This window comes from Burkholderia sp. 22088 (genome assembly GCF_052045915.1).
GTDB classification, from domain to species: Bacteria; Pseudomonadota; Gammaproteobacteria; order Burkholderiales; family Burkholderiaceae; genus Burkholderia; species Burkholderia cepacia.
In genome coordinates this window covers 39,264-62,222 of record NZ_JBQEPY010000006.1, presented here as the reverse complement: position 1 = coordinate 62,222, position 22,959 = coordinate 39,264, and the positions used below count along the sequence as shown (strand labels likewise).

General features: G+C 68.9%; 19 protein-coding genes. 7 read left to right on the top strand and 12 right to left on the bottom strand.

Annotation, left to right across the window (positions count from 1 at the left end; translation table 11 throughout):
- Positions 1-94: 94 nt before the first annotated feature.
- The 4 genes from ACTJLD_RS13090 to ACTJLD_RS13075 all read right to left on the bottom strand — a co-directional run bounded on the left by ACTJLD_RS13090 (position 95) and on the right by ACTJLD_RS13075 (position 4,723).
- Entirely contained in the window at positions 95-1,036 is a 942-nt protein-coding gene (locus ACTJLD_RS13090; RefSeq protein ID WP_059698297.1) for an Abi family protein, read from the bottom strand.
- 168 nt (positions 1,037-1,204) lie between these two features.
- Complete coding sequence (locus ACTJLD_RS13085; protein WP_027789620.1) at positions 1,205-1,978, bottom strand: slipin family protein; 774 nt, start codon at positions 1,976-1,978, stop codon at positions 1,205-1,207.
- Positions 1,975-3,567: an NfeD family protein gene (locus ACTJLD_RS13080; RefSeq protein WP_059698293.1), complete on the bottom strand. Its 1,593-nt coding sequence runs from the start codon at positions 3,565-3,567 to the stop codon at positions 1,975-1,977. The genes ACTJLD_RS13085 and ACTJLD_RS13080 overlap by 4 nt, the downstream gene beginning before the upstream one ends.
- 121 nt (positions 3,568-3,688) lie before the next feature.
- A complete protein-coding gene (locus tag ACTJLD_RS13075; RefSeq protein WP_440658957.1) occupies positions 3,689-4,723 on the bottom strand; it encodes an AraC family transcriptional regulator in 1,035 nt (344 codons plus the stop codon).
- Positions 4,724-4,860: 137 nt separating this feature from the next.
- Here ACTJLD_RS13075 and ACTJLD_RS13070 point away from each other — a divergent pair, with 137 nt between their 5' ends.
- From ACTJLD_RS13070 to ACTJLD_RS13045, 6 genes are all read left to right on the top strand, one after another.
- Positions 4,861-5,994 (top strand): acyl-CoA dehydrogenase family protein, encoded by a 1,134-nt coding sequence (locus ACTJLD_RS13070; RefSeq protein WP_440658956.1) that lies wholly within the window; start codon positions 4,861-4,863, stop codon positions 5,992-5,994.
- A 349-nt stretch (positions 5,995-6,343) separates the two neighbouring features.
- The gene (locus ACTJLD_RS13065) at positions 6,344-8,050 is read left to right on the top strand and encodes an AMP-binding protein (protein ID WP_440658954.1); all 1,707 of its coding nucleotides are present in this window, start codon (positions 6,344-6,346) and stop codon (positions 8,048-8,050) included.
- Between the two features lie 108 nt (positions 8,051-8,158).
- Complete coding sequence (locus ACTJLD_RS13060) at positions 8,159-9,688, top strand: CoA-acylating methylmalonate-semialdehyde dehydrogenase (protein ID WP_027789615.1); 1,530 nt, start codon at positions 8,159-8,161, stop codon at positions 9,686-9,688.
- A gap of 15 nt (positions 9,689-9,703) precedes the next feature.
- Positions 9,704-10,606, top strand: coding sequence for a 3-hydroxyisobutyrate dehydrogenase (gene mmsB / locus ACTJLD_RS13055; RefSeq protein ID WP_027789614.1), 903 nt, complete (start codon positions 9,704-9,706; stop codon positions 10,604-10,606).
- Positions 10,603-11,394 (top strand): enoyl-CoA hydratase, encoded by a 792-nt coding sequence (locus ACTJLD_RS13050; protein WP_059485175.1) that lies wholly within the window; start codon positions 10,603-10,605, stop codon positions 11,392-11,394. Before mmsB ends, ACTJLD_RS13050 begins: the two co-directional genes overlap by 4 nt.
- A complete protein-coding gene (locus ACTJLD_RS13045; RefSeq protein ID WP_042976715.1) occupies positions 11,391-12,530 on the top strand; it encodes an enoyl-CoA hydratase/isomerase family protein in 1,140 nt (379 codons plus the stop codon). The genes ACTJLD_RS13050 and ACTJLD_RS13045 overlap by 4 nt, the downstream gene beginning before the upstream one ends.
- 55 nt (positions 12,531-12,585) lie before the next feature.
- Here the strand turns inward: ACTJLD_RS13045 and ACTJLD_RS13040 are convergent, their stop codons facing one another.
- Complete coding sequence (locus ACTJLD_RS13040) at positions 12,586-13,491, bottom strand: LysR family transcriptional regulator (protein ID WP_027789611.1); 906 nt, start codon at positions 13,489-13,491, stop codon at positions 12,586-12,588.
- Between the two features lie 178 nt (positions 13,492-13,669).
- Here ACTJLD_RS13040 and ACTJLD_RS13035 point away from each other — a divergent pair, with 178 nt between their 5' ends.
- Positions 13,670-15,208, top strand: a complete 1,539-nt coding sequence (locus ACTJLD_RS13035; protein WP_440658953.1) for an MFS transporter — start codon at positions 13,670-13,672, stop codon at positions 15,206-15,208.
- A 51-nt stretch (positions 15,209-15,259) separates the two neighbouring features.
- On the opposite strand, the gene ACTJLD_RS13030 is transcribed toward ACTJLD_RS13035, so the two are convergent.
- From ACTJLD_RS13030 to ACTJLD_RS13000, 7 genes are all read right to left on the bottom strand, one after another.
- Positions 15,260-16,633 (bottom strand): efflux transporter outer membrane subunit, encoded by a 1,374-nt coding sequence (locus ACTJLD_RS13030; protein WP_440658951.1) that lies wholly within the window; start codon positions 16,631-16,633, stop codon positions 15,260-15,262.
- Positions 16,634-16,646: 13 nt separating this feature from the next.
- A complete protein-coding gene (locus ACTJLD_RS13025; protein WP_440658950.1) occupies positions 16,647-18,707 on the bottom strand; it encodes a MacB family efflux pump subunit in 2,061 nt (686 codons plus the stop codon).
- 2 nt (positions 18,708-18,709) lie between these two features.
- Positions 18,710-19,903, bottom strand: coding sequence for a macrolide transporter subunit MacA (gene macA, locus ACTJLD_RS13020; protein ID WP_440658949.1), 1,194 nt, complete (start codon positions 19,901-19,903; stop codon positions 18,710-18,712).
- A 284-nt stretch (positions 19,904-20,187) separates the two neighbouring features.
- Positions 20,188-20,916, bottom strand: coding sequence for a class I SAM-dependent methyltransferase (locus ACTJLD_RS13015; RefSeq protein ID WP_440658947.1), 729 nt, complete (start codon positions 20,914-20,916; stop codon positions 20,188-20,190).
- 55 nt (positions 20,917-20,971) lie between these two features.
- Complete coding sequence (locus tag ACTJLD_RS13010) at positions 20,972-21,553, bottom strand: HD domain-containing protein (RefSeq protein ID WP_440658946.1); 582 nt, start codon at positions 21,551-21,553, stop codon at positions 20,972-20,974.
- A gap of 82 nt (positions 21,554-21,635) precedes the next feature.
- A complete protein-coding gene (locus ACTJLD_RS13005; protein ID WP_060198022.1) occupies positions 21,636-22,193 on the bottom strand; it encodes a helix-turn-helix domain-containing protein in 558 nt (185 codons plus the stop codon).
- Positions 22,194-22,247: 54 nt separating this feature from the next.
- Positions 22,248-22,925, bottom strand: coding sequence for a hypothetical protein (locus ACTJLD_RS13000; RefSeq protein WP_027789603.1), 678 nt, complete (start codon positions 22,923-22,925; stop codon positions 22,248-22,250).
- Between the last annotated feature and the right edge of the window lie 34 nt (positions 22,926-22,959).

Genomic DNA, 22,959 nt, shown 5'->3' with positions numbered 1-22,959 from the left:
CTAGCGAAGTATCGAACGAATGTCAAAATGCAGCGCGTCGAAAGCGGAGCGTGACGGGCATCCTGCCGCGTGTTCGGTTGCATCCGTCCTGAACTCACCGCCACGCCGGCGTCGAATGCCAATCGGTCGTGAAGCCGAGATGGGCCGCCGCGTCCACGTGCTCACACCCCGTCAACGTCGCTCGCAAGGCTTCGCGCCATTCGGTCCCATGACCGAGTGGGTCGAGCAGGGCCTTCATCATCGTTGCGCGCGCGTAGAACGTCTCCGGCCGGGTCATTTCCGGGGCATACCGTGCGAGCGTTCGCCCGGCCGGCTTGGCGGGAGGCGATACCGTCAGCTTCATTCCCCAAAGCCGGGCGTGGTGCGCACACGCATTGCGCAGGTCGGTGAGCGATTGAAGCCAGCTGGTGAGCACGGTATCAGGGATGTCCGGCCACGCATGGCGTCCGGCGACCTTGCGGTCGCGCATCGAGAGCGCACTGAAGATTCGGGACAACGCGCCCAGGCTCAGCCGCTCGCAGACCAGCCAGATCGGCGGCAGGTCGGGGCTGGCATAGGTTCGATAGTAGTGAGTCAATGCCGAGCCTTTCCGGGTTTCGCACTCCCGGGCGATCTGATCCAGAATGCGCGCGTAGTGGCGCAGGTCGACGAAACGGTCCCTCTCGACGTACCAGTGGCTGCCGTAGTCGATTGCGAGGGGATTGCTGAGTGCGGCGCGCAGCGCAACCTCGATGCGCTCGACCGCGTCCATCGTGATCGAGCGCAGACGTCGATCGAATGCGTAGAGTTCAACGATGTCGGAGAATCGGGTTCGAGGCCAGAATCGCTTGGTCGTGGGGTTCTGGAACCGCCGCATGTAGACCAGCAACCGGAAATGGCCGATCGACCGGAGCATTCGCAAGTTCGCCGGGCGATCGTCGATGCGCAGGCCGCGTTGCCACAGTCGATGCAGCGTTTCCTCGGCGCTGAGGGCCACCTTGCCATAGGCCCTGGTTGGCGTCGCCGATGCCGTCTTCCTTGTCCGAGTCTTGCCCATCGTTGATCCGTACTGCCATGCATGCGGATCTCGTTGTATACGCCATCGGACCGCGAGCGGCCATCTTCCATACCATTCGGCTGATAGGGGGCGCCGGTCGGTATCGATGCCTGTTGCCCCTCGTCCGGCGAATCCGGTGAGTATCCGGCGAGGATCCGAATGTCTGTCTCACTCCTCCCGCTTCCCGCCCAACCGATCCAGCAACGCCCCCAGCAGATCGATCGGCAGCGGAAACACGATCGTCGAGTTCTTGTCCGCCGCGATCGTCGTCAGCGTCTGCAGGTAGCGCAACTGCATCGCCTGCGGCTGCAGTGCGAGCCGCTGCGCGGCCTGCAGCAGCTTCTCCGATGCCTGCAGTTCGCCTTCCGCATGAATCACCTTCGCGCGCCGTTCGCGCTCGGCCTCGGCTTGCCGGGCGATCGCGCGGATCATCGTCTCGTTCAGGTCGACGTGCTTGATCTCGACGGTCGATACCTTGATCCCCCATGCATCGGTCTGCGCATCGAGCGTCTTCTGGATGTCGGCGTTCAGCTGTTCGCGCTCGGCCAGCAGTGCATCGAGCTCGTGCTTGCCGAGCACCGAACGCAGCGTCGTCTGCGAGAGCTGGCTCGTCGCGTCGAAGAAGCGCGCGACCTGGATCACGGCCTTCTCCGGATCGACGACGCGGAAATACACGACCGCATTCACCTTCACCGACACGTTGTCGCGCGTGATCACGTCCTGCGGCGGCACGTCGAACACGACGGTGCGCAGGTCGATCCGCACGACTTGCTGAACGATCGGGATGATCAGCACGAGCCCCGGCCCCTTCACTTTCCAGAACCGGCCGAGCATGAACACGACGCCGCGCTCGTACTCGCGGAAGATGCGGATCGACGACGCGACGAGCACCACGGCGAAGACGATCAGGACGCTGCTGAAGCCGAATGTGTAGCCGATCATGTTGGTTCACCTTGATGTTGTTGTTCCTGCGCCGGCACGTCGTACAGCGGCGCGACGGTGAGCATCAGCCCCTGGCGGCCGGTGACGCGTACCCGGCAGCCGGCTGCGAGCGGCACGCTGCTCGCGACGCGCCAGCGCTCGCCATGCACGCGCGCCCAGCCCGCGGCCGATGGAGCGGTGCCGGCCGCGCCGTGCGGCTGGTCGGCGCGCAGGCCGTCGTCGAGCACCTCGCCGATGCTGCCGACCATCGCCTCGGCACCCGTCACGACCGGGCGCCGCCGCGCGCGCAGCGCGACGCTCGACACGCCTGCGACGAGCAGCCCGCCGCCGAGCGCCAGGCTCGCGATCACGGGCCACGGAATCCCGTAGCCGGGCACGTCGGTGTCGATCAGCATCAGCGCGCCGATCGTGAACGACACGATCCCGCCGAAACCGAGCACGCCGAAGGTCGGCAGGAACGCCTCGGCGACCAGGCAGCCGAGGCCGAGCAGCACGAGGCCGAGGCCCGCATAGCTGATCGGCAGCAACTGCATCGCGAACAGCCCGACCAGCAGGCAGATCGTGCCGGCGACGCCCGGCAGCACGAAGCCGGGGTTCGCGAACTCGAAGAAGAGGCCGTAGATGCCGATCGTCAGCAGGATCAGCGCGACGTTCGGATCGGCGATGATCGCGAGGAAGCGGCTGCGCCAGTCGGGTTCGACGATGACGAGCGGCGCGTGCGTGGTCGCGAGCTTCACCGTGCCGGCGGTGGTCGTTGCGGTATGGCCGTCGAGCTGGCGCGCGAGGTCGGCCGGATCTTGCGCGATCAGGTCGACGACGTGCTGCGCGCGCGCCTCGCTGGCCGACAGGCTGACGGCTTCGCGCACCGCGCGCTCGCCCCATTCGGCGTTGCGCCCGCGCAGCTGTGCGAGGCCGCGGATGTAGGCGGACGCATCCTGCATCGCCTTGCGGATCTCGGTCGATTGCGTGTCGGTCGGCAATGCGGCCTGCGTGGCGGCCTCGGACGCACCGGATGCCCCTGACGCGCCCGGGGTTCCGGCCGGCGGGCGCGGTGCGGCGGGGTTCGCACCCGGCGGCGCGGCGCCGCCGATGCCGAACTGCACCGGCGACGCCGCGCCGAGATTGGTGCCGGGCGCCATCGCCGCGAAGTGGCTGGCATAGACGATGTAGGTGCCCGCGCTGGCGGCCCGCGCGCCGCCCGGCGCGACGAACGCGGCGACCGGCACGGGCGAGCCGAGGATGGCCTTGATGATCTGCCGCATCGACGTGTCGAGGCCGCCGGGCGTGTCGAGCTGCAGGATCGCGAGCGGCGCGTGCTGGCGTGCCGCACGGTCGAGCGAGCGCACGATGAAATCGGCGCTGGCGGGCCCGATCGCGCCGTTGATCGGGATCACGATGACCGGGCGGGCGGCGGCGGGTGCGGCGGGTGTGTCGGCGGACGGCGGCGCGGCGACCGCGGCGACCGCGGCACACACGACGAGCAGCGCCGCGAACAGCGCGGCGCGCGCGACCCGCGCGGACAGCGGGTGACGAGGGTGGCCGCCGGGCGTGGCAGGCACCGGCGACGGCCCGTGACGGTGAACGTGCATCGGGGCGTCCGGGCGGCGCGTGGCCGTGCGCCATCCGGCTTGCGGAAAGGGCGTGGGCCCGATGCTTAAAGATTAGGCGGTTTCGGCGGAAAGCGCGAAGCGAGCGCCGTGCCGGCCGGTATCAGCTCGCGCCGCCGCCGCGCGCGAGCACTTCGTCGCGATAGTCGGCCGGGCTGCGTCCGCTCCATTTGCGGAACGCGCGGTAGAACGCGCTCGGTTCCGCGAAACCGGTTGCAGCCGCGACGTCGGCGATCGTGCGCGCGGGGTCGGCCAGCGCCTCGAACGCGAGGTCGCGCCGCAGCGTGTCCTTGATCGACTGGTACGCGTGGCCTTCCTGGTGCAGCTTGCGGCGCAGCGTGGCCTCGGCCACGTGCAGCCGCGCGGCTATCCCGCCCGCGCCCGGCCACGCGGCGGGCGGCATCCCGCGCAGCACCGCGCGCACGCGCTGCGCGAGCGCGTTCGGGTTGCGGTACTTGACGATGAAGCTCGCCGGTGCGTTGCGCAGGAATGTCTTCAGCGACTTCGCGTTCTGCACGACCGGCAGCGTCGCGAATTCGGGATCGAAATCGACATACGAATCGGGTTCGTTGAAACGCATGTCGTCGCAGAACATCGACGGGTATTCATGGTCGGCGGGCGGCGTGTCGCAGCGGAAGCTCGCATGCAGCAGCGGGATGCGCCGCCCGATCAGCCAGCAGGTCAGCCCGTAGACGATGATGAAATAGGTCGCATACGTGAACATCGCCGGCGTCGCACCGTTGTTGCGGTGCACGAAGCGCAGCCGCACGCGCTGCGGGTTCGCGTCGAGCTCGGCGTGCAGGTCGTCGAGCACGCAGTGCATGAAATTCACCGCGCGCGCCATCGCGTGCAGGCCGTCGCGCGCGGTCAGCGCCGCCTGGCTCATCGCGATGAAACTGCCGCTGCGCATCGGGTGGCGATCCTGCCCGAAAAACTCGTCGTCAAGCGTGCGTGCGATCGCGTTCCACAGCGCGCCGTATTGCTGCGCGGACACGCGTGCGCGCGGCTGCCCGAGCAGCGCCGGGGCGATGCCGGCCTGCGCGAGCAGCGGTTCGGCCGCGACGCCGCGCCGGGCCGCGAGCGCGACGCTGTAAGCGACGAGGCTGATCGCGACGGTTCCCTTGTCTTCCTGCTTCATCCGTGCCGCCGGTGTGGCAAAAACGCTCAGTGTAAATGAGCGGCGCGAGCATCGAACAGTCGCGCGTGCTTGCCTACACTTGTTGCATCGAAACGCAAGGACGGTCGCGCCCGGCGGCCGCGGGAGACAGCAGCACCATGGACGAGCTTTACACCGAAGACCAGCGGATGATCCGCGACGCCGCACGCGCCTTTGCCACCGAGATGCTGGCGCCGAACGCGGCGCAGTGGGACCACGATGCGCACCTGCCCGACGCCATCGTCGCGCAGCTCGGCGAACTCGGCCTGCTCGGGATGATCGTGCCGCAGGAGCTGGGCGGCTCGTATACGGACTACGTGGCCTACGCGCTGGCGATGGAGGAAGTCGCCGCCGGCGACGCCGCGTGCGCGACGATGATGAGCGTGCACAACTCGGTCGGCTGCGGGCCGATCCTCGGTTTCGGCACGCCCGCGCAGAAGGATCGCTGGCTGGCCGAGATGGCGGCGGGCCGCGTGATCGGCGCATTCTGCCTGACCGAGCCGCAGGCCGGCTCCGAGGCGAACAACCTGCGCACGCGCGCGGAACTGCGCGACGGCAAATGGGTGCTGAACGGCGCGAAGCAGTTCGTGACCAACGGCCAGCGCGCCGGGGTGGCGATCGTTTTTGCCATGACGGACCCGGAAGCCGGCAAGCGCGGCATCTCCGCGTTCCTGGTGCCGACCGACACGCCGGGCTTCATCGTCGGCAAGCCCGAGAAGAAGATGGGCATCCGTGCATCGGATACGTGCCCGATCACGTTCGAGAACTGCGCGATTCCGGAAGAAAACCTGCTCGGCAATCGCGGCGAAGGGTTGAAGATCGCTTTGTCGAATCTCGAGGGCGGCCGCATCGGCATCGCCGCGCAGGCGCTCGGCATCGCGCGCGCCGCGTTCGACAAGGCGCGTCGTTATGCGGGCGAGCGCGTGCAGTTCGGCAAGCCGATCGCCGAGCATCAGGCGATCCAGCAGAAGCTCGCCGACATGGCCGTGCAGATCAACGCCGCGCGCCTGCTCGTGCATCACGCGGCGAAGCTGCGCACGGCCGGCTTGCCGTGCCTGTCGGAAGCGTCGCAGGCGAAGCTGTTCGCGTCGGAGATGGCCGAGCGCGTGTGTTCGGACGCGATCCAGATCCACGGCGGCTACGGCTACCTGGCCGATTACGAAGTCGAGCGCCACTATCGTGACGCGCGCATCACGCAGATTTACGAAGGCACCAGCGAAGTGCAGCGGATGGTGATCGCGCGGCAGCTTTGAGCCGCGACATCCGCGTCGAAAGGAAGCATCGCGCAGGGCACGAGGGCAGTGCGGTGAACGCGGCACGCAACGACGTGACCGTGCACCGCGACAGAGGAGACCGGGCATGCGCTGCAGCCATGTTGCCGGTTTACCGCGAGGCATGGGACGAGGGTAAGTGTTGAAGCGCCAACTCTCGTCGACCGCGCAAGGCATGGGACGAGAGCAAGCGCCAAAGCGCCAACTCTCGTCGACCGCACAAGGCATGGGACGAGAGCAAGCGCTAAAGCGCTAACTCTCGTCGACCGCGCAAGGCATGGGACGAGAGTAAGCGCTAAAGCGCTAACTCTCGTCGACAGGAGACAAAACGATGACGGTACAGGCATTCCTGAACGCACGCGACTTTCTGCTGCGCCATCGCACCGACTACGAAACCGCGTACCGCGATTTCGAATGGCCGGTGCTCGACGCGTTCAACTGGGCGCTCGACTACTTCGACCCGATGGCGCGCGGCAACGACCAGCCCGCGCTGTGGATCGTCGACGCGGCCACCGGCACGGGCGATCCGTATTCGTTCGCGCAGATGTCCGAGCGTTCGTCGCGGATCGCGAACTGGCTGCGCTCGATCGGCGTCGTGCGCGGCGACCGCATCCTGCTGATGCTGCCGAACCGTGTCGAGCTGTGGGACGCGATGCTCGCCGCGATGAAGCTGGGCGCGATCGTCCTGCCTGCCACCACGCAACTGTCGCCCGACGACGTGCGCGACCGCGTGCAGATCGGCGGCGCGAAATACGCGATCGTCGACGAGAACGAAACCGCGAAATTCGACCAGCCCGACCTCAGCCTCGCGCAGAAGATCGTCGCCGGCGCACCGCGCGCGGGCTGGCTCGCGATGAACGACGGCTACGCGGCGAGCGCCGAATTCGAGCCGGATGCCGTCACGCACGCGAACGATCCGATGCTGCTGTACTTCACGTCGGGCACGACGTCGAAGCCGAAACTCGTCGAGCATACGCACCGCACCTATCCGGTCGGGCACCTGTCGACGATGTACTGGGTCGGCCTGCAGCCGGGCGACATCCACTGGAACATCAGCTCGCCGGGCTGGGCGAAGCACGCGTGGAGCTGCTTCTTCGCGCCGTGGAACGCGCAGGCCTGCGTGTTCGCATTCAACTACGCGCGCTTCGAGCCGAAGGTGGTGCTCGATGCGCTCGTCAAATACCAGGTGACGACGCTGTGCGCGCCGCCGACCGTGTGGCGCATGCTCGTGCAGCAGCCGCTCGCGTCGTTCGACGTGAAGCTGCGCGAGATCGTCGGCGCGGGCGAGCCGCTGAATCCCGAGATCATCGAGCGCGTGAAGAAGGCGTGGGGCATCGCGATTCGCGACGGCTACGGCCAGACCGAGACGACCTGCCTGATCGGCAACTCGCCGGGCCAGCCGGTGGTCGCGGGCTCGATGGGCCGGCCGCTGCCCGGCTACCGCATTACGCTGCTCGACCCGGACGGCGCGCCCGTGACCGAAGGCGAGGTCGCGCTGCCGATCGGCGCCGACGTCACGCGCCCGGTGGGCCTGATGAAAGGCTATGCGAACAACCCCGATGCAACCGCCTGCGCGATGCGCGACGGCCACTACCGCACGTCGGACATCGCGATGCGCGGCGACGACGGTTATTACGTCTACATCGGCCGCGCGGACGACGTGTTCAAGTCGTCCGACTACCGGCTGAGCCCGTTCGAACTGGAAAGCGTGCTGATCGAGCATCCGGCGATCGCGGAAGCGGCCGTCGTGCCGAGCCCCGACCCCGTGCGGCTGTCGGTGCCGAAGACCTTCATCACGCTGCGGCAGGGCTACGAGGAAAGCCCCGCGCTCGCGCTGGAGATCTTCCGTTTCTCGCGCGAGAAGCTCGCGCCGTACAAGCGCATCCGCCGCCTGCAGTTCGCCGATCTGCCGAAGACGATCTCGGGGAAGATCCGCCGCGTCGAGCTGCGCCGCCGCGAGATCGAGCGCGGCGACGACGCGAGCGCGCGCATGCCCGGCGAATACTGGGAAGAAGATTTTGCTGCCGAACTGAAATGACGTGACCGCGGGCCGCGCGCCGCCTGTCGCGGCCGCCGCCCGCAGCCGAATTGAACCGGCCGCGCGGCGATATCGCGCTTCGCGGCCCTCTGCAAGGAGAAGGGATCGATGAACGCGAATCCGACGCCCCAAACGGGGCAAGACGTGCCGACGGTCAAGCTGCTGATCGACGGCGCTTTCGTCGAGTCCGCCACGAAAGAGTGGCGCGACATCGTCAATCCGGCGACGCAGCAGGTGCTCGCGCGCGTGCCGTTCGCGACCGTCGCGGAAGTCGACGCGGCCGTGCAGGCCGCGCACGCCGCGTATGCGACGTGGAAGAACACGCCGATCGCCGCGCGCATGCGCATCATGCTGAAGTTCCAGGATCTGGTGCGCACGAACCAGCAGCGCATCGCGAAGACGCTGACGGCCGAGCAGGGCAAGACGATCCCCGATGCCGAAGGCGACATCTTCCGCGGCCTCGAAGTGGTCGAGCACGCGTGCTCGATCGGTTCGCTGCAGCTCGGCGAATTCGCGGAGAACGTCGCGGGCGGCGTCGATACCTATACGCTGCGCCAGCCGCTCGGCGTGTGCGCGGGCATCACGCCGTTCAACTTCCCCGCGATGATTCCGCTGTGGATGTTCCCGATGGCGATCGTCTGCGGCAACACGTTCGTGCTGAAGCCGTCCGAGCAGGACCCGATGTCGACGATGGAGCTCGTCGAGCTCGCCATCGAGGCCGGCGTACCGAAAGGGGTGCTGAACGTCGTGCACGGCGGCAAGGAAGTCGTCGACGCGATCTGCACGCATCCGCTCGTGAAGGCGATCTCGTTCGTCGGCTCGACCACCGTCGGCACGCACGTGTACAACCTCGGCAGCGCGCACGGCAAGCGCGTGCAGTCGATGATGGGCGCGAAGAACCATGCGGTCGTGCTGCCCGATGCGAACCGCGAGCAGACGATCAATGCGCTCGTCGGCGCCGGCTTCGGCGCGGCGGGGCAGCGCTGCATGGCGACGTCGGTCGCGGTGCTGGTTGGCGAAGCGCGCGACTGGCTGCCCGATCTCGTCGCGAAGGCGAAGCTGTTGAAGGTGAATGCGGGCGCGGAAGCCGGCACCGACGTCGGCCCGGTCGTGTCGAAGGCCGCGAAGGCGCGCATCCTGTCGCTGATCGAAGCGGGCGTGAACGAAGGCGCGAAGCTCGAGCTGGACGGCCGCGACGTGAAGGTGGCCGGCTACGAAAGCGGCAACTTCATCGGCCCGACGATCTTCTCGGGCGTGAAGACCGACATGTCGATCTACACGCACGAAATCTTCGGCCCGGTGCTCGTCGTGCTCGAAGCCGACTCGCTCGACGACGCGATCGCGCTCGTCAACGCGAACCCGTTCGGCAACGGCGTGGGCCTGTTCACGCAGAGCGGCGCGGCGGCGCGCAAGTTCCAGAGCGAGATCGACATCGGCCAGGTCGGCATCAACATCCCGATCCCGGTGCCCGTGCCGTTCTTCAGCTTCACGGGCTCGCGCGGCTCGAAGCTCGGCGATCTCGGCCCGTACGGCAAGCAGGTCGTGCAGTTCTACACGCAGACCAAGACGGTCACCGCGCGCTGGTTCGACGACGACACGACGGCCGGCCCGGTGAATACGACGATCCGGCTGCACTGAGCCGTGGAGGACAACATGAAAATCGGATTTATCGGCCTCGGCCACATGGGCGCGCCGATGGCGCTGAACCTGCTGAAAGCCGGCCACGAAGTGCACGCGTTCGACCTGAGCGCCGACGCCTTGCGCGCACTGCAGGATGCCGGCGCACAGGTGGCCGCGTCGCCGCGCGATGCCGCATCGGGCGCGACGTTCGTCATCACGATGCTGCCGGCCGCGCCGCACGTGCGCTCGGTGCTGTCCGGCGAGAACGGCGTGCTCGCCGGACTCGGCGCGGGCGCGACCGTGATCGATTCGAGCACGATCGACCCGGCGAGCGCACAGGCGTTCGGCGCGCTCGTGCGCGAGCACGGCGGCGCGTTCGTCGATGCGCCCGTGTCGGGCGGCACCGGCGGCGCGGCGGCGGGCACGCTGACCTTCATGGTCGGCGGCAGCGACGCGGATTTCGAGCGCGTGAAGCCCGTGCTCGCGGGCATGGGCAAGAACATCGTTCACTGCGGTGCGACGGGCATGGGGCAGGTCGCGAAGGTCTGCAACAACCTCGTGCTCGGCATCTCGATGGCGGCGGTGTCGGAGGCGATGTCGCTCGGCGTCGCGCTCGGCATCGACCCGAAGGTGCTGGCCGGCATCGTCAACACGTCGACGGGCCGCTGCTGGAGTTCGGACACCTACAACCCGTATCCGGGCGTGATCGAGACCGCGCCGTCGTCGCGCGGTTACTCGGGCGGCTTCGGCACCGACCTGATGCTGAAGGATCTCGGCCTCGCGAACGACGCCGCGAAGCAGGCACGCCAGCCCGTCTATCTCGGCGCGCTCGCGCAGCAGCTGTACCAGACGATGAGCAGCCGTGGCGACGGCCAGCTCGACTTCTCGGCGGTGATCCGCCTGTACCAACCGGCCAGCAAGAAGGACGCGTCATGATCGAACTGGACTACGTCGACGACGGCGCGATCGCGTGCGCGACGCTCAAGCGTCCGCCCGCGAACGCCTTTACCGCCGACGGGCTGCGGCAACTGCAGGACACCGTCGCCGAACTGAATGCGAACCCGCGTGTGCGCGCGCTGGTGATCACGGGCGACGGCCCGAAGTTCTTCAGCGCGGGCGCCGACCTCAACACCTTCGCCGAAGGCGACCGCGCGGTCGCGCGCGCGATGGCGTCGCGTTTCGGCGCGGCGTTCGAGGCGCTGCACGACGCGCGTGTCGTGACGATCGCGGCGATCAACGGCTACGCGATGGGCGGCGGGCTCGAATGCGCGCTCGCGTGCGACCTGCGGATTGCCGAGACCCATGCGCAGATGGCGCTGCCCGAGCCGTCGGTCGGCCTGCTGCCGTGCGGGCTCGGCACGCAGACGCTGCCCTGGCTCGTCGGAGAAGGCTGGGCGAAGAAGATCATCCTGACCGGCGCGCGTGTCGACGCTGCCACCGCGCTGCGCATCGGCCTCGTCGAGGACGTCGTGGAGTCGGGCGCCTCGCGCGATGCGGCGCTGGCGCTGGCGCGCAACGTCGCGCGGCAGAGCCCGCATGCGGTCGCGTACAGCAAGGAGCTGATCGGCCTCGCGCGCCGCGGCGTGCCGCGCGGCGCGGCGCTCGCGGTCGAGCGCGAACGCTTCGTCGACCTGTTCGATACCAGCGATCCGCGCGAAGGCGTGGCCGCGTTCCTCGGCAAGCGCGCGCCGCAGTGGCACACCGACGGGGAGGGGCAACGATGAGCACGCCGGTCACGAATCATGACGCGTTCGCGGAGCATGCCCCCGAGGTGCTGTTCCGCGTGGTGAATCGCGTGGCGCTGATCACGCTGAACCGGCCGGCCGCGCTCAACGCGTTGTCGTACGCGATGATCGGCGAGCTGGCCGCGCTGCTCGAACGCTGCCGCCACGACGACCAGATCGTCGCGGTCGTGCTGCGCGGGGCGGGCGAGAAGGGCTTCTGCGCGGGCGGCGACGTGCGCGCGCTATACAGGATGGTCGCGCAGCGCGAAACCTGGCTGCCGTTCTTCGTCGACGAGTATCGGCTCGACTACGCGATCCATACGTTCCCGAAGCCGGTGGTCGCGCTGATGGACGGCGTGACGATGGGCGGCGGGATGGGCCTTGCGCAGGGCGCCGCGTTGCGCGTCGCGACCGAGCGCAGCAAGATCGCGATGCCGGAAACGCGCATCGGCCTCGTGCCCGATGTCGGCGCGACGCATTTCCTGTCGCGCATGCCGGCGGAACTCGAGCTGTACGTCGGGCTGACCGGCGCGATGCTGTCCGGTGCCGACGCGCTGACCGCGAAGCTCGCGGATCTGTGCGTGCCGTCCGCGTGGCTCGACACGTTCGAGACGCGCATCGAAAGCGTCAAGTGGGAAGGCGATGCGCTGCCGCTGCTGCGCAAGGTGTTCGAGCCGCCCTGCAACGTCGTGCCGCATGCGGCGCTCGACGGGCAGATGCCGTGGATCGTGCGTCACTTCGACAAGCGCTCGACCGTCGAGCGGATCGTTGCGACGCTGACGCAGGATCTCGCGCGCGAGGAACTGTCGCGCGAGCACCGTCAATGGCTGCAGGCGACGCTCGATGCGCTCACGGGCCATTCGCCGACGATGCTGTACGTGACGCGCGAGGCGCTGCTGCGCGGCCGCCAGATGACGCTCGCCGAATCGTTCCGGATGGAGCTCGGCATCGTCGCGCGCGCGATCGAGGAAGGTGACTTCTGCGAAGGCGTACGCGCGCATCTCGTCGACAAGGATCGCAAGCCGCGCTGGGCGCCGGCGTCGCTCGTCGAGCTGCGCGCCGAACGTGTGCGGCATTTCCTCACGTCGCCGTGGAAGCTGTTCGCGCATCCGCTCGCCGATCTCGGCGCGGCGTGAGCGCGTAGCCGGCGCGCCGTGCGGGCACAGGCTGCCGCGCGGCGCGCGTGTCATTTCACCGCTCGATCATCGGCGGAATCGCCTGCGCGAACGCGTCGATCACGCAGCGCGTCTTGCGCGGCAGGTAGCGCGTCTTCGGCCAGATCGCGTGGATGTCGCCTTCGCAGACGAAGCAGCGATCGAGCACGACCGTCATCTCGCCGCGCTTCACGTAGTGATCGAGCAGCCAGCTCGGCAGCCAGGCGATCCCGAACCCCGATGCGCCGGCCGCCGCGATCGCCTGCACGTCGTCGAAACTGAGCTGGTGCGGCATGTCGATACGTACCGTCGAGCCGTCCGGCGCGCGCAAGTCCCACGGTTGAACCACGCCCGAGCGTGAATACGCGATCGTCCGGTGATGCTTCAGGTCGTCGAGCGTCTTCGGCATCCCGTGGCGGGCGAGATACGACGGCGCCGCGCCGAGGCTCCCGTATTGCGTGCCGAGCCGCCGCACCGCGAGGCTCGTGCTGTCCGCGAGCGTGCCGATCCGCACCGCGAGGTCGATGCCTTCCTCGACGAGATCGACGAAGCGGTCGGTGATCGACACGTCGATCCGCAGATCCGGGTAGGTGCGTGCGAGATCGAGCACGACGGGCGTCACGCAGTGGTGCCCGAACGCGAGCGGCACGCTCAGGCGGAGCTTGCCGCGCGGCTCGTTGCGGCCGCAGTCGAGGTCGGCCTCCGCCGCTTCCAGTTCCGCCAGCGCGCGCACGCAGCGGTCGTAGTACGCCTGGCCGTCGTCGGTCAGGCTCTGGCTGCGCGTCGTGCGCTGCAGCAGCCGCGCACCGAGCCGCTTCTCGAGCCGCGCGACCGCCTTGCCGACGGCCGAACGCGTCATGTCGAGCCGCTCCGCCGCGAGCGCGAAGCTGCCCGATTCCACTACCTGGACGAAGGTCGTCACGCCGTCGAGTCTGTCGGTCATCGGAGGGAGGGGGGATTGAGTCCTGTGGTTCCCCAGTCTGGAGAAATGCCTGCGTCAATGGGGATCGGAATTCTCACTATAGTACCGATTCCGGTTCAGCGTGCGTTGCCGGCCGCGCGCGACCCATCCTTCTCATCTGGAGGCGCGCGGCCCGTTGCCGGGCCGCCGCGCAATACGCATGACGCTATCCGACTCCCGCAGGAATGCGGTCGCGCTCGCGGCCGTCTGTCTCACGTCGCTGATGTTCGGCCTCGAAATCTCGAGCGTGCCGGTGATCCTGCCGACGCTCGAACACGTGCTGCATGGCGATTTCAACGGCATGCAGTGGATCATGAACGCGTACACGATCGCGTGTACGACCGTGCTGATGGCGGCCGGCACGCTCGCCGACCGCTTCGGCCGCAAGCGCGTGTACGTGACCGGCACCGTGCTGTTCGGCGCGACGTCGCTGCTGTGCGGGCTCGCGCCGAACGTGCCGGTGCTCGTCGCGGGCCGGCTGCTGCAAGGCGCCAGCGGCGGCGCGATGCTGATCTGCCAGATTGCGGTGCTGTCGCACCAGTTCCGCGAGGGCCGCGAGCGCGGCCGCGCGTTCGGGATCTGGGGAATCGTGTTCGGCATCGGGCTCGGTTTCGGGCCGATCGTCGGCGGCGCGATCGTCGCGCTGGCGAGCTGGCCGTCGGTGTTCCTCGTTCATGCGCCGCTCGCGGCCGTCGCGCTCGCGCTGATCGGCGGCGCGGTGCAGGAGTCGCGCGATCCGCACGCGGGCAGCCTCGACGTGGCGGGCATCGTCACGCTGTCGCTCGCGGTGCTCGGCCTGGCCTTCTACATCACCCAAAGCGCGGAACTCGGGCTGACGAGCGCCGCCGGCCTCGGCGTGCTCGGCGCGACCGTGCTGGCGGTGGCCGGCTTCTTCCTCGCGGAACGCGCGAGCGCGCGGCCGATGTTCGACTTCTCGGTGTTCCGGATCCGCGCGTTCACCGGCGCGATCTTCGGCTCGATGGGGATGAACTTCAGCTTCTGGCCGTTCATGATCTACCTGCCGATCTGGTTCCAGGTCGCGCTCGGCTACGACAGCGTGACGGCCGGCCTCGCGTTGCTCGCGTACACGCTGCCGACGCTGGTCGCGCCGCCGTTCGGCGAACGGCTCGCGCTGCGCTACGGGCCGGGCGTCGTGATCCCGGGCGGCTTGTTTACGATTGCCGCCGGTTTTGCGCTGATGCGGATCGGCAGCGCGGCCGACCACGCAAGCTGGGTGACGATGCTGCCCGGCTGCGTGATCGCCGGCATCGGGCTCGGGCTCACGAACACGCCGGTGACCAACACGACGACGGGTGCGGTGCCGAGCGCGCGGGCGGGGATGGCGTCGGGCATCGACATGAGCGCGCGGATGATCTCGCTCGCACTGAATATCGCGGCCATGGGCTTCGTGCTGGTCGCGGGGATCGTCGCGAGCCTGAAGGGCGGTGTCGCGGGCACGATCGGCGACGGGGCGCTGCGCCGGCTCGCGCAGGAGATTGCTTCCGGGCGAACCGACGGGCTGCACGAGATCGCACCGGCGCTCGCGCAGGCCGACCCGACCGGCGCGGTGTTGCATGCGGCGCTCGTGCACGGGTTCGGCTGGGTGATGGTGTACGGCGCGGCCGGCGTGGCCGTGCTCGCGACGGCGAGCGCGGTGGCGTTCGCGCCGGCGCGGCGCGGGGCGGCCGTGTGCGAATGACGCCGCGCATGGCCGGCGGGGCGGGGGCGACCGGCCCGGTGCGCGGGCCGGTCAGGACATCCCGCCGCCGAGCGCGCGGTACAGCGTCATCTGGTTGTTGAGCCGGTCCAGCCGCGTCTGTTCGTCGGCGCTTTGCGCATCGCGCAGCCGCTGCTGCTGGTCGAGCCACGGTTGCACGGCGGTCGCGCCGGCCGCGAATTGCGCGGCGGCAAGCCGCTCGGCGCGCTGCGCCTGCGCCAGCGACAGCGCGCGCTGTTCGGCCTCGCGTTCGAGCTGGACGCGCGCCGACAGCGCGTTCTCGACTTCCGCGAGTGCCGTATAGAGCTTCTGCCGGAACCCGACGACGGCCTCCTCGTACTGCGTCTTCGACACCTTGATCTGCAGCTGCATCGTGTTCCACTGGATGAACGGCAGGGCCAGGCCGAGCCCGAGCGTGCCGACCGGATTCGCGAGCACGCGCTCGAGGCTCGTGCTCGACGTGCCGGCCGCGCCGGTCAGCGTGAAGGTCGGGTAGAAACTGGTACGTGTCGCGTCGACCTGCGCGAGCGATTCGCGCAGCCTGAATTCCGCCGCGCGCAAGTCGGGGCGCCGGCCGAGCAGGCTGGCCGGCAGGCCGGCCGCCACTTCCGGCGGCGGCGCGTCCGGCAGCGCGGGCGGTTCGGCCGCACGTTGCTGCGGTGGCCGGTCGAACAGGATCGCGAGGGCGTGACGGTTCTCGGTACGCTGCTGGATCAGGCGTGTCTGCGCGGCGCGTTGCGTGGCAAGGCTTTGTTCGGCCTGCGCAAGGTCGAGCCCCGACACGGCGCCGGCCGTGTGCCGTGACCGGACGACCGCGAGCGTGCGGACCGCGTACGCGATGTTCGCGTCGCCGAGCGCGATCTGCCGGTTCAGAAAGCCGATCCGCCAGTACAGCGACGCGGTCGTGCCGATCAGCGACAGCCGCGCGGCTTCGAGATCGGCGGCCGTCGCGTCGGCTTCCCAGCGCGCGGCGTCGCGCAGCGCGGCCAGCCGGCCCCACAGGTCGATTTCATAGCTGAGCGAAACGTTCGCGTTGCTCGACCGGCGCATCTGGTGCGAATCGAGCGTGCGCGACACGGCACCATTCGCGCCGAGCGTCATGTTGGGCGTCAGGTTCGTATTCGCGAGCCCGGCCTGCAGTTGCGCGCGGTACACGCGGATCGCCGCGATCGCGAGGTCGTTGTTGGCGCGCAGCGCGTCGTCGATCAGCGCGTCGAGTTGCGGATCGCCGAAGCTGCGCCACCAGTCGCGCGTCGTGGCCGGTGCGTCGGCGGAAACCGGCGCCGACCAGTTCGCGGGCATCGCGACGGCGGGCAGCGGATCATGGCGCGCGCCCGCGCAGCCGGCGAGCAGCGCGGCCGCGCATGCGAATGCGCCGAGGCGCTGAAGCGGTGAGGAATGCGTCATGGCGGGCCTTGCGTCAGTCGCGCGCGAGCGCATCGATCGGATCGAGCCGCGATGCGTTGCGCGCGGGCATGAAGCCGAATATCACGCCGGTGAGCGTCGAGCAGACGAACGCGGTCACGATCGCGCCGGCCGAGAACACCATCTTCCACTGCGCGACGAACATCGAGAACAGCGCGCCGAGCCCGAACGACAGTGCGATGCCGATCGTGCCGCCGAGCAGGCAGACCAGCACGGCCTCGACGAGAAACTGCTGCAGGATGTCGGACTGGCGCGCGCCGACCGCCATCCGGATGCCGATTTCGCGCGTGCGCTCGGTCACCGACACCAGCATGATGTTCATCACGCCGATTCCGCCGACGACGAGCGAGATCACGGCGATCAGCGACAGCAGCAGCGTCAGCGACTGGCCGGTCTTCTCGACGGTCTTCACGACGCTGTCCATGTTGTACGTGAAGAAGTCCTTGCGGCCGTGGCGCTGCTTCATCAGCGTTTCGAGGCTCTTTTCGGCGGCGGCGCTCGGCTGCCCGTCGCGTACGCGCACGGTGATGCTGTCGAGATAACGCTGCCCGAAGAGACGCCCGCTCGCGGTCGTGTACGGCACCCACACGTTCAGGCTCTTCACGCTGCCGAACGCGCTTTTCTTGTCCGCCGTCACGCCGATCACGACGCACGGCACGTTGTCGACCAGGATCACTTCGCCGATCGGGTTGCGTGTCGCGCCGAACAGCTTGCGGCGCGTGTTCTGGTCGATCACGGCCACCTGCACCTGGCGGCGCACCGCGTCCTCGTCGAATGCGACACCGAGCGCGAAGCGCATCCCGCGCGCCTGGAAGAAGCGGTCGCCGACGCCGCTCACGAGCGCGTTCACGTCGACGTTGCGGTAGCGCAGCAGTAGCGTGCGCGACGTTTCGGGCGTCGCGCTGTCGACATACGGCTGCTCGGCGAGCGCGGCGACATCGGCGGGCACGAGCGTCTGGATCGCATCGGCGCGGCTGTCGCCCCAGTCGGTGCCCGGGTAGATGTTGATCGTGTTCGTGCCGATGCTGCCGATCTCGTCGAGCATGTAGCGCTTCGCGCCTTCGCCGATCGCGACGATCGACACGACCGACGTGATGCCGATGATGATGCCGAGCATCGTCAGCAGCGTGCGCAGCCGGTGCGACACGAGTGCGATCCACGCCATCCGGCAGGCCTCGGCGAAGCGCCCGGAGCCGGCCGCGAAGCGGCGTGCGCGCGGGGCGGCATCGGCCTGCGGATCGGGGGCGACTGCCGCGGGCGGCGACGGCGTGTCGTGACGATCGCGGGCGGACGGCGCGCCGGTTTCTGCGTCGCTCACTTCCGCCGCATCCGCGCCCGCGGCTGCTTCCGCGAGGGCTTCCGCATGGTGGCGGTTCGGCCGGTCGGCGACGATCGCGCCGTCGCTGATCTCGATGATGCGCCGCGCATGGCGCGCGACGGCCTTGTCGTGCGTGACGATGACGATCGTATGGCCGAGCGCGTTCAGCTCGTGCAGGATGCGGATCACGTCCTGGCCGCTTTTCGTGTCGAGCGCGCCGGTCGGTTCGTCGGCGAGGATCACCTGGCCGCCGTTCATCAGCGCGCGCGCGATGCTCACGCGCTGCTGCTGGCCGCCGGACAGTTGCCCGGGGCGATGGTGCGCGCGATCCGCGAGCCCGAGGCGCGCGAGCAGCTCGCGTGCGCGCGCGTGCCGCTCCGCGCGCGGCGTGCCGGCATAGATCGCGGGCATTTCGAGGTTCGCGGCGGCATCGACGTGCGGCAGCAGGTGATAGCGCTGGAACACGAAGCCGAAGTGCTCGCGGCGCAGTTGGGCGAGCTCGTCGCTGTCGAGCATGTGCGTGTCGCGACCGCCGACCGTGTAGGTGCCTTCGCTCGGGTGGTCGAGGCAGCCGAGGATGTTCATCAGCGTCGACTTCCCGGAGCCCGACGCGCCGACGATCGCGACGATCTCGCCCGCGTGGATCGACAGGTTGACGTTGTTCAGCACGACGACGTCCTTGTCGCCGGCCGGAAAGCGTCGTGTGACGGCGGAGAGTTTCAGCAGGGGCTGGCTCATCGTCACACCACGTCCGCCAGCGGCGCGTGATCGTCCGCGGACGCCTCGCCGATCACGACGCGTTCGCCGTCCTTCAGGCCAGCCAGCACTTCGACGCGCACGTTGTTGTTGATGCCGATGCGGACGTTGCGCGTTTCCGTGCTGCCGTCGGCGCGCAGCACGCGCACCGCGTAGGTGCCGTCCTTGCGCTTCTCGCCGAGCGCGGCGGCCGGAATGCTGAGCGCGTTGCGTGCGTTGCCGAGCACGATGTTGACCTGCGCGGTCATCGAGATGCGCAGCCGGTGCTCGGGATTCGGCACCTCGAACAACGCGTTGTAGAACACCGCCGAATTCGGTTTCGCGCCGCCGCCCGCGCCGCCGCCGAGCGCGCTTTGCGTCTCGGCGTAGTTCTGCGGCGCCGGCTCGATCGCGCGCAGCTTGCCGTAGTGGCGCCTGTCCGGTTCGCCCAGGATCGTGAAATACGCGGTCTGGCCGGCGTTCACGCGAATCACGTCGGCTTCCGACACCTGCGCCTTCACGGTCATCGTGTCGAGATCCGCGAGCTTCAGGATCACCGGCGCCTGCTGTTGCGCGATCACCGTCTGGCCTTCCTGCGTGACGATCGCGACGACCCGGCCGTCGATCGGCGCGACGATGCGCGTGTAGCCGAGATTGGCCTGCGCGGTCTCGATCTGGATGCGGGCCGAGCGGATCTGCGCGGCGAGCGACGCGAGCGTCGCGCGCTGTACGTCGAGCGTCGCGCGCGCGGCTTCGAACGACTCGCGCGACGTCGCGTCGTCGGGCAGCATGGCCTGCTGGCGCCGGAACGCGAGTTCCGCCTGCGTGAGTTGCGCGGCGGTCGATTGCTGCTGCGCGCGCAGGCTTTCTTCGCTGGCGCGTGCCTGCCGCAGCGCGTTTTCCGAGAGCACGGGGTCGATCTCGGCGAGCCACTGGCCCTTCGTGACCTTGTCGCCGAGCTTGACCTTCAGCGACTTCAACTGCCCCGAGACTTGCGCGCCGACGTCGACCTGCCTGAATGCCTGCAGCGCACCGGTGGCCAGCACCGCGTTTTCGAGGTCGCCGCGCGAGACGGGCGCGGACAGGTATTGCGGATGCTTGTCGGGTGCGCACGCCTTCAGCGTGACACCGGTGGCGATCGCGACGATGGCAACGGTGGCCAGCACGATGCGCCGGCGGCGATGGGTCTTCTGAGTCATGAGCGTGCGGCGAGGATGAAGCGGTGCCGGCGTTGCGTGCGGCCGGGCGGGACGATCCGGCCGGCGTCGCCTGGCGGGCGGGTTGCCCGCGGGCTTCCGCGTACACCTCGCGCGGCCGTGCCGGGTCGAATCAGCCGCTCATGGTAAGCGAGGAATTCACGACAAATCGTGTGGAAATTGTGCTGAATTGTGCGGGCGCCGTGCAGGAACGGAGGCCGGGCGGCGACATTGTTGCAATCTGTCAGCGCGGCGGGCGAAAGCTCGTGCGCGTGTTGCGGCGTGCGTTATCGCCGTGCGGCGACGAGGGCCATCATCGGCCGGTCGCGTTCCTCGTCGAGCGCGGGCAGGGCATCGACCTGTTCCTGCGTCGGCCCCCATTCGTCCAGGTGCGCGAGCGTGAAGCCGCTGCCGATCAGCAGGTTCACGAGCGTGCCGAGCGTGCGGTGCTGCTTGACGACGCCCGGCGCGAGCCAGTCGGTCACGCGTTCGCCTTCGCGCTGATAGCCGTCGAGCGGCCACGAGCGGTTGCCCTGCGCGTCGACGACGAATCCGGGCCGGCGCGGCGCCGTATAGACCGGATGCTCGATCGAGAACACGAGCCGCCCGCCCGGCACGAGCGTGCGATGGAGCGTGCGGAACAAGGTATCAAGGTCTGCGATGTAATGGAACGCGAGCGAGCTGTACGCGAGATCGAACGCGGCATCCGGCAGCGCGAGCGTTTCGAGGTCGGCGCGACGGTACGCGATCGCCGGATGCGCGGCGCGCGATGCCGCACGTTCGAGCATGCGTTCGGACACGTCGATGCCGAGCACGCTTGCCGCGCCCTGGCCGGCGGCCCAGCGGCTGAACCAGCCGTAGCCGCAGCCGAGGTCGAGCACGCGGCGACCGGGCAGGTCGGGCAGCAGCGCGCGCAGCGCGGGCCATTCGGGGGCGCCGTCGAGTCCGTGGATCGAGCGGTTCAGGCGGCTGTAGCCTTCGAAGAAGGCCGGGTCGTCGTAGATGTTCTGCGTCATGCGTAGGGCCTCGTGCGGGCAGGGTGCGCGGTGCCGCGCGCCGGGTTCCGCGAGCTTACGCGTGCTGCCCGCCCGCGTCGATCCGGCGCTGCGTGTCGGCGTCGACGATGTCGCGGATCGCGCTGAACAGCGGTGCGGCGTCGGTATAGCGGCGGCCGTAGCCGAGATTGAACGCGTAGTCGAAATCGGGCGGGTTGCTGCCCTGGGTGTGCTGCAGGATCGTCTCCAGCTTGTCGAACGCTTTCGCCGCGCGCGCTTCCGGCGACGCGGCCGCTTCATATTCATCCCACAGTGCGACGATCTCGTCGCGCTGCACCGGATCGAGCGGCGCGGTCAACGTCAGCAGGTCGTCGCGTTCGTGCGCGCTCTTGTCGGGGTGCGCGGCCTGCTCGATCGCGGGGATGTCGCCGTGCAGCGCCTCGCCGAGATCGTGGACGACGCACAGCTTCAGCAGCTTCAGCGTGTCGATGCCGGGCAGCGCATCGGCGAATACGAGCGCCATCAGGCACAGCCGCCAGCTATGCTCGGCGGTGCTTTCCGCGCGCCCGGCCGACGTGTGGCCGCTGCGCAGCACATCCTTCAGGCGTTCGGCTTCGCGCAGGAACGCGAGCCGCGCGTGGATCGTATCGGGGTTCATGGTCGGTGTCCGTGCGATGAGCCGTCAAGCGTAAGGCGGCCACGCACGGTTCGTCCACGCATGAAATATGCGCGGGGTCGTATTACAGCGTTTCCACGAGCCGCGCAGCCGACCCGTCCGACAGCGTCATCCGTGTCCACCGGCACAGGCTGCCGCGGATCGGCACGACGCGCGACGCATTCGCGCCGGTGTCGAATTCGACGCTCGGCGGCCCCGCGCGATCATGCCAGCCGAGCGTATCGAGCGCGGCTTCCATGCGGACGATTTCCGGCGTCGCATAGCGCCACAGCGACGTGCCGAGCAGCATCGACAGCGGTTGCGAGAATTCGGCTGCTCGCGCAGGCGAACAGGCAAGCAGCCGGTGCGTGAGGTCGCACACGAGATGCATGCGGCCCGCGCTGCCCGCGACGAGCCGCGCAAGCGCGTGATCGCCCGCGGAATCGAGGCGCGCGGCGAGCAGCCGTTCGGCCGTCGCGCGTTCGTCGGGCGACATCTGTTGCAGGCCGGCTTCCCAGCGCGAGATCGTCGATTGCGCCACGCCGAACAGTTCCGCCGCGTGGCTCTGCTTCACGCGGTGCAGCGCTCGCCAGCGCTTGAGTTGCGGGCCGAGCGGTGGTGCGTGTAGCGGTGAGGCAGACATGGCGGTACTCCGTTCGGTATGTGCGTCGCGTCGCGGCTGCGATGGATGGAATCGTCATTCCCGTGGTGCCTGAAGCACGACGAGTTCGACCGGCACCAGCGTTGCGCCGCCAACGACGAGATCGCCATCGGCAGTGGCCGTGATCGGCGTGGGTTGCATCGTGAGATTCAGGCCCGCCAGTGCCGTTGTCACATGCCGGGCAGGGATCGTGTACGGCCGGTCGAGCAACTGGGCGGCGACCTTCGGCGGTATGTCGAAACCCTGGGTGGAATAACGCATTCCGGCGATATTGCCTTCGAGCGCGAAACCGTCCCGCACGGCGACGTACCCGTGCGCGACCGCTGCCAGCCGATCGATTGTCGAAGCGCCATCCGGCAGCACGACACGGTAATGGCCTTTGACATGGCCGCCGATCGCCTGGAATCCGGTGAACGACCAACGCAGCGATGTCCGGTAGCGGGACGACAAGGCCGACCGCAGCGTGTCCGGCAGATCGAGGACGAAGTGCACGGGGCGGCCCAGCACGACCAGCTTCGTATGGTCTGCGGTGGTCATGAAGCCCGATACCGCTTCGTCGTACGGCTCGTCCCGCACCAGCCCCGACTTGAACAGCTGATCTTCGGATGGCGGCCGCTCGGCTTGCGTCTGCGGCTTGTGACAGCCCGGCAGCGCGACGCAGCCCGCGGCGAATGCGGCGGCGAGCCACCGTCGGCGTGCGATCGATATGGTCATTGTCTTGTCCCGTCTTGCGCGGTTCGGCCTTTTG